Below are 13,029 nucleotides of genomic sequence, written 5' to 3'. Positions count from 1 at the left end.
GTGATCGTCCGCGCACATTGGAGAACTGGACACTTCCCCCGGGCAGCCGTTACCGGCAAGCTAGACAGGTGATGGTGCGCGAGTGGGACCCCAGGACCGCCTCGTCCGCCGAGATCGCGTCGCTGCTGGGCACGCTGAACGCGGTCCTGGCGGCCGATCTGCCGCAGGATCCGCCGTGGCGGGAGAGTTCCCTGCGGGAATACCTCTCCGAGGTCATGCCCGGCGAGCGGCGGATCTGCTGGGTCGCCCAGGCGGGGCCGGCCGCCGACGGGGCGCCGGGGCCGATCCTCGGCCAGGTCAACGTGCTCCTGCTCGGCGACATCGGCGTGCTGGAGGTGCTGGTGCACCCCTCGCAGCGGCGCAGCGGGCTCGGCCGTGACCTCGTCCTGGTCGCCGCCCGCCGCGTCTACCAGGAGGGCTTCCAGTCGATCGGGGTGGAGGTGGTCGGCGACACGCCGGCCGTCGCCTTCTTCGAGTCGCTCGGCTTCTCCAAGGAGTACGTCGAGACCCGCAGCGTGCTGGACCTGTCCGGGGTGGACTGGGCCGAGCTGGCCGAGATGGCCACCGGCATCGGTGCGGGCTACCACCTGGAGTTCTGTCCCGGCGGCCCGCCGGACGAGCTGATCGAGGCGTACGCCCGGGCCAAGGCCGAGGTGCGCGACGTCGACGACGGCGACCTGCGCCCCAGCTCTTACGACCCGCAGCGGCTGCGGGACAGCCTGGACTGCCTGCACCGGCGGGGCATGAAGCCCTACATCGTGCTCGCCCTCCACGAGCAGACCGGGGAGGTGGCCGGCCTGACCGAGGTGGTGGTGCCGGCCCAGCATCCCACCCGGGCCGACCAGTACGACACCATCGTCGTGCAGGACCACCGGGGCTACGGCATCGACCGGGCGATCAAGGCCCGGATGCTGCTGGAGCTGCGCTCGGCGGCACCGGAGCTGACCGAGGTGCAGACCTGGAACGCGCAGGCCAACGAGGCCATGCTCAAGGTCAACGCCGAGCTCGGCTACCGTCCGGACCGCGAGTGGTGCGAATACAGCGTCGACGTGGCCGAACTGGTGCACCGTCTCGACGCCGGACGTTGACCGGGAGGTTCACCAATCGCCTCCGGTGGGGGATGGACGAGGGTCAGCAACGCCCCTTAACGTGCGTTAGTTCCCCGTCCACCCATCGTGGAGGCCTCATGCGCCCGCGCCGCACTCTTGCCGCGCTCGCGACCGCCACCGCCGCCGTGACCGCGGCGGCAGTCGGCGTCGCACCCACCGCGGCCAGCGCCGCGCCCACCGACCTGTTCATCTCCGAGTACGTCGAAGGCTCGTCGAACAACAAGGCGATCGAGCTGTTCAACGGCACCGGCGCCGCCGTCGACCTGGCCGCCGGCGGATACCAGCTCCAGCTGCACTTCAACGGCTCCACCAACCCGACGAACCTGGCGCTGACCGGGACCGTCGCGGCCGGCGACACCTTCGTCCTCGCCTCCGCCTCGGCCGCGGCCGGGATCCTCGACCGGGCCGACCAGACCACCACCGCCAGCCTGTTCAACGGCGACGACGCGATCGTGCTGCGCCGGGGCGGCACCGTGCTCGACTCGATCGGCCAGGTCGGCGTCGACCCGGGCACCGAGTGGGGCGCCGGCGTCACCAGCACCGCCGACAACACGCTGCGCCGGTCGGCCGCCGTCACCGCCGGCGACACCGACCCGTCCGACGCGTTCGACCCGGCCGCCCAGTGGGCCGGCTTCCCCGTCGACACGTTCGACGGGCTCGGCACGCACACCGTCGACGGCGGTGGGCCGGTCGACGCGCCGGCGACGCTCACCTGCGGCCCGGCCCTGGTGACCCCGGCCGGCACGGCGGCGACCCGGGAGGTCACCGCCGTCGACCCCGACGACCGGATCGTCGACGTGGCGCTCACCTCGGTCAGCCCGACCCCTGCCGCCGGCTCCGTCGCGCGTACGGCCGTCACCCCGGCCGACGCGGTCGGCGGCACCGCCCGCGCCACGGTTCGCGCGAGCGCCGACCTGGCCGCCGGGGCGTACACCGTGGTGCTGACCGCGACCGACGCGGACGGCGGCACGGCCACCTGCACCCTGGCCGTGCAGGTCACCCGCGAGCTGACCGTCGGCGAGGTGCAGGGCCCGACCACCGCCGGCGAGGCCGGGCCGGCCGACCGGTCCCCGCTCGCGCCGGCCTCCGGCAACGGGACCAGCAGCACGCTGTACGACGTGCGCGGCGTGATCACCCAGCTGACCCTGGCGCGCGACTCGTCGGGCCGCGACCAGCGCGGCTTCTTCCTGCAGAGCCGCAAGGACGCCACCGACGGCGACCCCACCAGCTCGGACGGCATCTTCGTCTTCATGGGCGGGTTCACCTCGCTGATCGGCGGCTACGTGCCGACGGTCGGAGACGAGGTCGTGCTCCGGGCGCGGGTCTCGGAGTACTTCAACTTCACCCAGCTCTCCGGCGCGTCGCTGGTCCGCAAGCTCGCCTCCGGCGTCGACGTGAACGCCGAGGTCGAGGTGGCCGACGCGGTGCCGCCGGTCGAGCTGGCCGACGCGCAACGGTTCTGGGAGCGGCACGAGGGCGCCCGGCTGCGGGTGCGGGCCGGCTCCGGCGCGGTGAGCGGGCGGAACGTCTTCGCCTCCACCGCCGACGGCGAGGTCTTCGTGATCGACCGGGACGACCCGCTGCTGGACCGCGCCGACCCGTACGCCCGCCGGGTGTTCCGGGACGCGCACCCGCTGGACAACGACCCGACCCGCCGCTTCGACGACGGCAACGGCCAGCGCATCCTGCTCGGCAGCATGGGCGTCAAGGGCGCCACGGGCGACAGCGGCGCGCTGCTTCCGCCCGCCCGCACGTTCGACACGCTGACCGCCGACGCCATCGGCGGCCTCTACTACTCGTTCGAGAAGTACGGCGTGCAGGTCGAGCAGGCCGCGTTCACCGGCGGGACCGACCCGTCGACGAACCACCCGCCGCAGCCGGCCAACCGGTCGGAGGAGCTCGCGGTCGCGACCTACAACGTCGAGAACCTGTACGACCACCGTGACGACCCGTTCGACGGCTGCGACTTCGCCGGCAACGCCGGCTGCACCGGGGTACGCCCGCCGTTCGACTACGTGCCGGGCAGTGAGCAGGAGTACCGCGAGCAGCTCGCCGCGCTGGCCGATCAGATCACCACCGACCTGCACTCGCCGGACCTGATCCTGGTGCAGGAGGCCGAGGACCAGGACATCTGCTCGGTCTCGGACGGTCGGCTGGTCTGCGGCACCACCGACAACGCGGACGGCGCGCCGGACAGCCTGCAGGACCTGGCGCTGACCATCGCGGCCAACGGCGGCCCGGCCTACGCCGCCGCGTACGACCGCAGCGGCGCGGACGCGCGGGGCATCACCGCGGCCTTCCTGTACCGCACCGACCGGGTCTCGCTGGCCGAGGCGACCGCCGACGACCCGCTGCTGGGTTCGGCGCCGACGGTGGCCTACCGGGGCGCGGGCCTGCCGGGCAACGCCGACGTGCAGAACCCGAAGGCGCTCAACGCCGTGCTCCCCGCCGACGTGGACACGTCCACCGGCAAGGACGGCGACAACGTCTTCACCCGCGCTCCGCAGCTCGGCAAGTTCACCGTCGCCGCGGCACCCGGCTCCACCGAGCGGTACACGCTGTGGGCCGCCAGCAACCACTACTCGTCCGGGCCGGACAGCCGGGTCGGGCAGCGCCGGGAGCAGGCCGCGTACGGCGCCGCGATCGTCGCCGCCGTCGAGGCGTCAGACCCGCACGCACGGGTGGTGTACGGCGGGGACCTGAACGTCTTCCCCCGCCCCGACGACCCGATCGCCACGGCGGCGGAGCCGATCCCGTCGGACCAGCTCGGGCCGCTGTACGCCGCCGGCATGCGCAACCTCTGGGACGACCTGCTCGCCGACGCGCCGTCGTCCGCCTACTCGTACAGCTTCGAAGGGCAGGCGCAGACGCTGGACCACCTGTTCGTCAACGGCGCGCTGCACCGGGACCTGGTGCAGATGCGGGCGGCGCACATCAACGCCGACTGGCCCGCCGACCACGCCGCCGACGGCACTCGCGGCTCCAGCGACCACGACCCGCAGGTGGCCCGGTTCCGCTCGCGGGCCGCGCTGAGCGTCGCCGACGTCTCGGTGGTCGAGGGCGACAAGGGCACCCGGCAGCTCGACTTCACCGCCACGGTGTCCCGGCCGCTGTCCCAGCCCGTGCTGCTCTGCGCCACCACGTACGGCACCACGGCCCAGGCCGGCGCCGACTACGAGCCGTACGTCGGCTGCAAGGTCCTCGCGGCCGGGCAGACGTCGGTGGTGTTCCCGGTGACCGTGCGCGGCGACCGCAAGCCGGAGGCCGACGAGAGGCTGACGCTGCTGGTGGCCGGCGTGCCGGGGCTGCGCCTCGCCGACCCGGTCGCGGTGGGCACCATCACCGACGACGACTGACGTCGCTCGACGGCCCGTTCCGACGGTCCGCTGGCCGGGGAGCACCCGGCCAGCGGACCGTCGGCCGTTCACGGCCCCGGCTCCGACTCCGGCTTCGGTCCTGACCTCGGTTCCGGGTCCGGTTCCCGCCCCACGGTGGCGTGGTGCACCCCCGCCCATCGGGCCAGTTCACGTTGGCTGAGGTCGGCCCGGCGCCGGACCGCCCGGACGATGCCGGCGGCGGGCCACGGAACGTCGAACGGCTTGGTCAACAGCACCGGCCAATCCGCGTCCGGCTGGTCACGGACACCGGGCTGACGACCGGGACCCGGCTGCGCCCCCGAGTCGCGCTGCTCGCCGCAGCCGGTTCGGTGGTCGTAACCGGCCCCATCGCCGCAGCCGGTCTGGTCGTCGCAGCCGGCCCTGTTGTCGCAGCCGGCCCTGTTGTCGCAGCCAGCGTGGTTGTCGCAGCCGGCGTGGTCGTCGTTCTCCGGTTCGGCGGAGGAAGCGTCGGTCATCCCGTCACCCGTCGCGGCCGGCGCGCCCCGCCCGCAATCCTGCCCGCTCGACCTGTGGAAAACACATCCGCCTGTGGAAAACGTAAGGGCGCTCAATCGGGACGAGCAGCCGGTCACCCAGCGCCCGAAATGACTCTGCGTGACATCAGCGCGAAGAGCGCCCGACGGTCACTCTCCGTACCGGCACGAGCGTCACTAAACGGCTTACGGGGAGCCGGCCAGGGCGGACACCCTCCTGAACAGCACATTCATGGGTCGGCGCGGAGCCGGCCAGGAACTCGCCGCGCGCCCTTTGCTCTGCACCCACATCCGCACCGGGCACCCTCGGTTACCGGTGCGGGTATGGGTGCAGAGCAAAGCGTGTGAGGAAAAGGTACGGGGATCGCAGCCATGAACACGATGAGTGACGATCATGCGTGGCTTGCCGGCGCCTGATCGCGATGATGCTGGCCGGCACCCCGCCGGCTGTGGCGAAATGGTTCGCCGACGCGGCGTCCGGCACGAGCGAGCGCTTACCGGCACGACCGGACACCGGCGCGACCGGGCGCTGCCGGGCGGTCGGGACCAGGACGCGGTGTCGGGACCGGTCAGTAGCGCTGGCGGAGGAGCTGGGCGGCCTCGACCGCCCAGTAGGTGAGGATGATCTGCGCGCCGGCACGCCGGATCGAGGTGAGCGTCTCCAGCATGACCCGCTCGCGGTCGATCCAGCCGTTCGCGGCGGCCGCCTCGACCATCGCGTACTCGCCGGAGACCTGGTAGGCGGCGACCGGGACGTCGACCGCCGCGCGGACCGCCGACACCACGTCGAGGTACGGCAGCGCCGGCTTCACCATCACCATGTCGGCGCCCTCGGCGACGTCCAGCTCGACCTCGCGCAGCGACTCCCGCAGGTTCGTCGGATCCTGCTGGTAGGTGCGCCGGTCGCCCTCCAGCGCCGACTCCACCGCGTCACGGAAGGGGCCGTAGAAGGCCGAGGCGTACTTGACGGCGTACGCCAGCACCGCCACGTCCTGGTGGCCCGCGGCGTCGAGCGCCCTGCGCACCACGCCGACCTGGCCGTCCATCATCCCGGACGGCCCGACCACGCCGACCCCGGCGGTGGCCTGGGCCACGGCCATCTCGGCGTACGAAGCCAGCGTGGCGTCGTTGTCCACCTCGCCGCCGGGGGTGAGCAGGCCGCAGTGCCCGTGCGAGGTGAACTCGTCGAGGCAGAGGTCGCTCATGACGACCGTGGCGTCGCCCACCTCGGCCACGACGTCGCGGATCGCGACGTTGAGGATGCCGCCCGGGTCGATGCCGCCGGAGCCGGTGGCGTCCCGCCGCTCCGGCACCCCGAAGAGCATGATGCCGCCCACGCCCGCCTCGACCGCCTCGGCCGCTGCCTTGCGGAGCGAGTCCCGGGAGTGCTGGAGCACCCCCGGGAGCGACGCGATCGTCCGCGGCTCAGTCAGCCCCTCCTTGACGAACATCGGCACGACCAGATTGGCCGGGTCGACGCGGGTCTCGGACACCAGCCGCCGGACTGCCGCGTTGCGGCGCAGCCGGCGGGGCCGGATCTCGGGGTACGGCATCACGGGCCTCCTGCTACGACGACTACCGGAACCTCAGGGCGGTCGGCCCCTGCACCTTCGAACCGCGGCGCTGCTTCGCCGGCATGGCGGCGAGCTTCTCGCGCAGCTCGACGGCGTAGGCGGCGAGCGACTCCACCAGGTCGGGGACCGAGGCGTGCGGCGGCTGGACGTCGACCCGCAGGCCGAACTCCGTCGCGGTCTCCGCCGTCTTGGGCCCGATCACCGCAACAACGGTACGCGCGTGCGGCTTCCCCGCGATGCCGACCAGGTTCCGGACGGTGGAGGACGAGGTGAAGAGCACCGCGTCGAAGCCACCGGACTTGATCGCGTCCCGGATCTCGGCGGGCGGCGGAGCGGCGCGCACCGTGCGGTAGGCGGTCACGTCGTCGACCTCCCACCCGCGCTCGGTGAGCCCGGCGGCGAGGGTCTCGGTGGCGATGTCGGCGCGCGGCAACAGCACCCGGCCGACCGGGTCGAGGATCTCGTCGTGCGGCGAGAACTCGGCCAGCAGCCCCTCGGAGGACTGCTCCCCCGACGGGATCAGCTCGGGCTGGATGCCGAACGCGCGGACCGCGTCGGCGGTCGCCTCGCCGATGCAGGCGATCTTGACGCCGCCGAAGTGCCGGGCGTCCAGGCCGTGCTCGGCGAACTTCTCCCAGACCGCGCGGACCGCGTTCACCGAGGTGAAGATCACCCAGGCGTACCGGCCGTCGACCAGGCCCTTGACCGCCCGCTCCATCTGGGCCGGGGTGCGCGGCGGCTCGACCGCGATCGTCGGCACCTCGCACGGGATGGCCCCGTACGCGCGCAGCCGGGCGCTCATCACGCCGGCCTGCTCCTTCGTGCGGGGCACGAGGACCTTCCACCCGTACAGCGGGCGGTTCTCCCACCAGCTCAGCTTGTCCCGCTGGCCCACGCCCTCGCCGACGGTGAGCACCACCCGGCCGGTGAAGCCGAGCGCCGCCGCGACGAAGGAGTCCACGGTCGACGTGGTGGTGTACTGCGTCTCGCCGGTGCCGTCCCCGGTCACGCCGACGCCGGTGGCACCGTCCACCCCGGCGGCGAGCAGCCCGTCCCGGATCGCGGCGAGGTCGCCGGCGTCCACGGCCAGCGCGAGCGAGCCCCGGCCGACGGCCGCGGCCAGCGCGTCGAAGTCGAGCGTGCTGACGTCCTCGACGTCGGCCGCCGTGCGTACGCCCGGCAGCGGTACGCCGGCGTAGGTCGCCACGCCCTCGGCCTGGCCGACGCCCGGCACCACCTCGAAGTGCGCGGCGGTACGCGCCACCGCCTGCACCTCCCGGACCACCGACTCGTGGCCGAACGGGTCGCCTGCGACCAGGTGCACCGCGTTCAGCCCGGAGCGGGCCGCCGAGATCAGCACCTTCGCCACGTCACCCGGCGCGCCCTCGGCCGGGGTGAACTGGGCGTCGGACCTGGCCTGGGCACGGACGGCGTCGAGCAGCGACTCGGGGACTCCCCGGTCGTACACCACCTGGTCGGCGTCGACCAGGGCGTCGTGCGCCCGGCGGGTCAGCAGGCCCGGGTCGCCGGGACCGGCCCCGACGAACGCGATACGGCCTACGGGCTTACGGGTGCGGGTCATTCTGTGCTCCCAAATTGCTGGGTCCCCGGGCCGGCGTGTCCTTCTTGGCCGAGGATCGAGTCGGCGCCGAGGTCGAGGAGTTCGGCGGCGAGTGCCTTGCCGATCTCCGCCGCGTCGGCGGGCGTACCGGTGCGGGACAGCCGGATGTCTCTCGTGCCGTCCGGGCTGATCACCGCCCCGCGCAGGTAGATCTCCTCACCGGCGTCGCCTTCGGCGTTCGAGCCGGTTGGCTCGCCTTCGGCGATGACGGCGTAGGCGGCGACCGGAGCGGAGCATCCGGCCTCCAGGGTGGCCAACAGCGCCCGCTCCGCGACGACCGCGGCGCGGGACGGTGCGTGGTCGAGCACGGCGAGCAGCTCCACCATGTCGGTGTCGTCGACCCGGCACTCCACCGCCAGCGCGCCCTGGGCGGGGGCGGGCAGCATCAGCATCGGGTCGAGCGTCTCGGTGATCACGTCGGTCCGCCCGAGCCGGGCCAGCCCGGCCCGGGCCAGGACGACGGCGTCCAGGTCGGCCTCCGGCCCGAGCACCCGCGCGAGGCGGCTGTCGACGTTGCCGCGGATCGGGGTGACCTGGAGCTGCATCCCGAGGGCGTGCAGCTGGGCGACGCGGCGCAGCGCGCCGGTGCCCACGCCCGCGCCGGGCGGCAGCTCGGCGAGCGTCCGGCCGTCGCGGGCGACCAGCGCGTCGCGCGGGTCCTGCCGCGGCGGCACCGCCGCGACGTGCAGCCCGGGGGCCGCCGCGGTGGGCAGGTCCTTGTAGGAGTGCACCGCGAAGTCGATCGTGCCGGCGGTCAGCGCGTCGCGCAGCGCGGAGACGAAGACGCCGACGCCGAGCCGGTGCACCGGCGCGGAGGAGCGGTCGCCGGCGGTGACCACCTCGACCAGCTCGACCGGGCGGCCGGTGGCCGCCGTCAGTGCCTCGGCGACGTGGCCGGACTGGGCCATCGCCAGTTTGCTGCCCCGGGTACCGAGGCGCAGGGGCGTGCTCATCGCTCACCTCCGGTGGGCGGGACGTCGGCCGGGACGGACGACGGCGGGAAGTCGGCGAGACCGAGCAGGGGCGCGACGTCGCTGTCCACGATGTCGGGGACGCTGTCGACCGGTGACGTCTGCGGCACCTGGAGGTCGAACAGCTCGCGCAGCAGGGCCGCGTACTGGTCGCCGCCGGGCTCCGCGGCGAGCTGCCGGACCCGCACGGTGGGCTGGTGCAACAGGCGCTGGACCACCCGGTGCACCGTCCGGGCGACCTCGGCGCGCTGGTCGTCGGTGAGGTCCGGGCGGCGCTGGGCGAGCCGGCGCAGCTCGGCGGTGACCACGTCGTCGGCGCGGCCGCGCAGGGCGGCCACGGTCGGCGCCACGTCGGACCCGCGCAGCCAGGTGAGGAAGGCGTCGACCTCGCCGACCACGATCCGCTCGACGGCGGCGGCGTCGGTGGCGGCGGGGCCGTCGGCGAGCAGCGTCGCCATCCTGTCGATGTCGATCACCTCGACGCCGGGCAGCTCGGCGACTCCGGCCTCCACGTCGCGCGGCACCGCGAGGTCGAGCAGGACCAGCGGCCCCCGGCCGGGGTCGCGCCCGGCGAGCGCCCGGCTGACCACCTCGCGGGTGAGGACCGCCTCCGTGGCCGCCGTGGCGGCCACTACTATGTCCACTGTGGAGAGCGCCGCGGTCAGTTCCGCCATGGGCGTCGCGCTGGCGCCGTACGCCTCGGCCAGCCGGACGGCCCGGTCGGCGCCCCGGTTGGTCACGGTGAGCGGCCCGGCGCCCAGCCGGGACAGCGTGGCGACGCCCAGCGAGCCCATCGCCCCCGCCCCGACGACGAGGGCCGGGCGGCCGGCCAGGTCACCGTCGAGGTGGCCGGCGGCCAGTTCCAGCGCCGCGGTCACCACGCTCTGACCGGCCCGGTCGATGCCCGTCTCCGCGTGGGCCCGCTTGCCGACCCGCAGCGCCTGCTGCATCAGCTCGTGCAGCAGCCGACCGGCCGTGTCGGCCCCGGTCGCCGAGTGGTAGGCGTCGCGGAGCTGGCCGAGGATCTGCGCCTCGCCCACCACCATCGAGTCGAGCCCGGCGGCGACCCGGAAGACGTGGTCGACCGCGGCGGCGTCGAAGTGCACGTAGAGGTGGTTGGCGAGCGCGGCGGGCTGGCAGCCGGCCTGGTCGGCCAGCACCGCGCAGATGTCACCGAGGCCGCCGTGGAAACCGGAGACGGCGGCGTAGACCTCCACCCGGTTGCAGGTGGAGACGAGCACGGCCTCGGTCACGTACGGCTGGGCGACCAGGCGGTCCAGAGTGCGGGTGAGGTCGGCCGGCGGGACCGCGAGCTGCTCCAGCGTGGCGACGGGAGCGGTGCGGTAGGACGCACCGACGACGAGCAGTTTCACGTGCCGATCGCCTCCTGGGTGTCGGTGACCGCGAGGCCGCCGGGCAGGGCGGTGAGGGCGGACCCACCGGTGGCGGGGAGCGCGGTCAGCGATGCCTTGCGGTGCTCGTGGAAGGACAGGATCTGCAGCTCGATGGCGAGATCGACCTTGCGCACGTCGACCCCCTCCGGGACCGAGAGTACGCACGGGGCGAAGTTCAGGATGCTCGTCACACCGACGGCCACGAGCTGGTCGGCGACGGCCTGGGCGGCCGGGGCCGGGGTGGCGATCACGCCGATGGCGATGGCCTCCTCGGCGGCGACCCGGGGCAGCTCGTCGACGTGCCGGACGACCAGCCCGTTGATCTCCTCGCCGACCCGGTCCGGGTCGGCGTCGAAGAGGGCGGCGATGCGGAAGCCGCGGCTGGCGAAGCCGTCGTAGCCGGCCAGGGCGTGACCGAGATTACCCACGCCGACCAGGGCGACCGCCCGGCGCTGGGTGAGCCCGAGCACGAACTCGATCTGGTCGATCAGCAGGGCCACGTCGTAGCCGACGCCCCGGGTGCCGTACGACCCGAGGTGCGAGAGATCCTTGCGCAACTTGGCGGAGTTGACGCCCGCGGCGCTGGCCAGGCCCTCGCTGGAGACGGTCTCGTGGCCGGTCTCGGCGAGGTTGTGCAGGGCACGGAGGTATTCGGGGAGCCGCGCGACGGTCGCCTCGGGCAGGTCCGGGAGCGCCGGTACGGCACCGGCGCGACCGGGCGCGCCAGGGTGACGGTGCTGACTCATGAGACTCCGTGCGGTGCGATCCTCGGCCAGCTCCAGCGGCCGGCCGTTTCGGGACTCCCGCTGGCGACCGAGAATGCCGGCTGTGCTAGCAGGGCGCGTCGGAACTACAGAGTAGGCGCTTGTGAAGGCGTGCACAAATCGCGATCTTGACAGCTCGCGACGCGGCTTCACCTGGCCCTCCATTCCGCAAGATCGATCCAGCGGCCTCCGCCGGCGCCGCTCGGCGATTATTGCTCAATTACGACTTCTCTGACCAATCGCGCGAGCGCGGCTCGCCGCCGATTACGTCACGCCGGACCGACCCGGCTCCCGCCGGCGCCCGGGCGGCGCGACTCGACACCCTCGGCCGGGCGCGCCGGCGCGGTAGGGACAGCCCTACGCCGGAGAGGCGGGCCGACGGGATGGGTCCGACACCCCCGTGCTGCCTAGCCTCGTGGCATGACCGCCGTACCCGCCGCCGTCGACCAGCCCGTGCCGGCGCCGACCATCTCCCGACAGCTCCTCCTGGACTCCGGCTACGTGCTGCTCGGCCTCCCGCTGGCCCTGGCCAGCTTCGTGGTCCTGATCGTCGGCCTCGCGGCCGGACTCGGGCTGATGGTGACGGTGATCGGCCTGCCCGTCCTCAGCGGCACCCTGTACGCCGCCCGAGGACTGGCCGACATCGAGCGGCTCCGCCTCCCCGCCGTCCTGCGCCAGTCCCGGATCCGCCCGCAGTACCGGCTCCCCGAGCCCGGGGCGAGCGCCTGGCGGCGGATCTTCGTGCCGATGGGGGACGCGCAGTCCTGGCTCGACCTGGCGCACGGCATCCTCAAGCTGATCGTGGCCATCGTCACCTTCGTGGTCACGCTGGTCTGGTGGGCCGGCGCCGTCGCCGGCACGCTCTACTGGGCGTACGACTGGGCGCTGCCGCACGGCGACCCGGAGGACGTGGACCTCCCCCAGCTCCTCGGGCTGGGCACCTCGACCGTCGCCCGGATCGGGCTGCACACCGCGATCGGGCTGTTCTTCCTGATCACCCTGCCGATCGTGGCCCGCGGCTGCGCGCTGCTCCAGGCCGGCTTCGGCCGGGCCATGCTCACCGGGGTGGCCGAGATGCGCAACCGGATCACCGTGCTGGAGGAGCAGAAGCGGGCCGCGGTCTCGGCCGAGGCGAGCGCGCTGCGCCGCCTGGAGCGGGACATCCACGACGGCCCGCAGCAGCGCCTGGTCCGCCTCGCCATGGACCTCAGCCGGGCCCGCCAGCAGCTCGCCACCGACCCGGACGCCGCCGGGCGCACCCTGGACGAGGCGGTCACCCAGACCCGGGAGACGCTCGCCGAGCTGCGCGCCCTGTCCCGGGGCATCGCGCCGCCGATCCTGGTCGACCGGGGCCTGCCCAGCGCCCTGGCGGCGCTGGCCGGGCGCGGCCTGATCCCGATCGAGCTGCGGGTCGACCCGGAGCTGTCCAGCCCCGCCGGCCGGCTCGACCCGGCCGTGGAGAGCACCGCGTACTTCGTCGTCGCCGAGGCGCTGACCAACGTCGCGAAGCACAGCCGGGCGACCGAGTGCCAGGTCACCGTGGCCCGCCGCGACGGGCGGCTGGAGGTCGGCGTCGGCGACGACGGTCAGGGCGGCGCGCACCTGGCCAAGGGGCACGGGCTGGTCGGCATCGCCGACCGGGTCCGCGCCGCCGGTGGCCGGCTCTCGGTGACGAGCCCGACGGGCGGGCCCACCGAGATCCGCGCGGAACTCCCGCTGTGATCC

At 73.9% G+C, this 13,029-nt stretch carries 9 protein-coding genes; 3 read left to right on the top strand and 6 right to left on the bottom strand.

The window, feature by feature from the left end; translation table 11 throughout:
- Positions 1 to 71: 71 nt before the first annotated feature.
- Entirely contained in the window at positions 72 to 1,088 is a 1,017-nt protein-coding gene (locus GA0070606_RS19080) for a GNAT family N-acetyltransferase (RefSeq protein ID WP_091102225.1), read from the top strand.
- Between the two features lie 98 nt (positions 1,089 to 1,186).
- Positions 1,187 to 4,465, top strand: coding sequence for a lamin tail domain-containing protein (locus tag GA0070606_RS19075; RefSeq protein WP_091102221.1), 3,279 nt, complete (start codon positions 1,187 to 1,189; stop codon positions 4,463 to 4,465).
- A gap of 68 nt (positions 4,466 to 4,533) precedes the next feature.
- On the opposite strand, the gene GA0070606_RS33395 is transcribed toward GA0070606_RS19075, so the two are convergent.
- The 6 genes from GA0070606_RS33395 to GA0070606_RS19045 all read right to left on the bottom strand — a co-directional run bounded on the left by GA0070606_RS33395 (position 4,534) and on the right by GA0070606_RS19045 (position 11,286).
- Positions 4,534 to 4,962 (bottom strand): helix-turn-helix domain-containing protein, encoded by a 429-nt coding sequence (locus GA0070606_RS33395; RefSeq protein WP_245724738.1) that lies wholly within the window; start codon positions 4,960 to 4,962, stop codon positions 4,534 to 4,536.
- A gap of 587 nt (positions 4,963 to 5,549) precedes the next feature.
- The gene (gene hemB, locus GA0070606_RS19065; protein ID WP_091102217.1) at positions 5,550 to 6,533 is read right to left on the bottom strand and encodes a porphobilinogen synthase; all 984 of its coding nucleotides are present in this window, start codon (positions 6,531 to 6,533) and stop codon (positions 5,550 to 5,552) included.
- A gap of 22 nt (positions 6,534 to 6,555) precedes the next feature.
- On the bottom strand, positions 6,556 to 8,136 hold the full coding sequence (locus GA0070606_RS19060) for a bifunctional uroporphyrinogen-III C-methyltransferase/uroporphyrinogen-III synthase (RefSeq protein ID WP_091102214.1): 1,581 nt from the start codon (positions 8,134 to 8,136) through the stop codon (positions 6,556 to 6,558).
- Positions 8,133 to 9,128 (bottom strand): hydroxymethylbilane synthase, encoded by a 996-nt coding sequence (gene hemC / locus GA0070606_RS19055; RefSeq protein ID WP_091102210.1) that lies wholly within the window; start codon positions 9,126 to 9,128, stop codon positions 8,133 to 8,135. Before hemC ends, GA0070606_RS19060 begins: the two co-directional genes overlap by 4 nt.
- The gene (locus GA0070606_RS19050) at positions 9,125 to 10,519 is read right to left on the bottom strand and encodes a glutamyl-tRNA reductase (RefSeq protein WP_245724737.1); all 1,395 of its coding nucleotides are present in this window, start codon (positions 10,517 to 10,519) and stop codon (positions 9,125 to 9,127) included. Before GA0070606_RS19050 ends, hemC begins: the two co-directional genes overlap by 4 nt.
- Complete coding sequence (locus tag GA0070606_RS19045) at positions 10,516 to 11,286, bottom strand: redox-sensing transcriptional repressor Rex (RefSeq protein WP_091102208.1); 771 nt, start codon at positions 11,284 to 11,286, stop codon at positions 10,516 to 10,518. The genes GA0070606_RS19050 and GA0070606_RS19045 overlap by 4 nt, the downstream gene beginning before the upstream one ends.
- Positions 11,287 to 11,724: 438 nt before the next feature.
- On the opposite strand from GA0070606_RS19045, the gene GA0070606_RS19040 reads away from it, so the two are divergent.
- Positions 11,725 to 13,026, top strand: coding sequence for a sensor histidine kinase (locus GA0070606_RS19040; RefSeq protein ID WP_091102206.1), 1,302 nt, complete (start codon positions 11,725 to 11,727; stop codon positions 13,024 to 13,026).
- The last annotated feature ends 3 nt before the right edge of the window (positions 13,027 to 13,029 follow it).

The organism is Micromonospora citrea (assembly GCF_900090315.1).
GTDB lineage: Bacteria > Actinomycetota > Actinomycetes > Mycobacteriales > Micromonosporaceae > Micromonospora > Micromonospora citrea.
The sequence above is the reverse complement of the archived record's forward strand: the minus strand, read 5'-3'. Positions and strand labels throughout refer to the sequence as shown.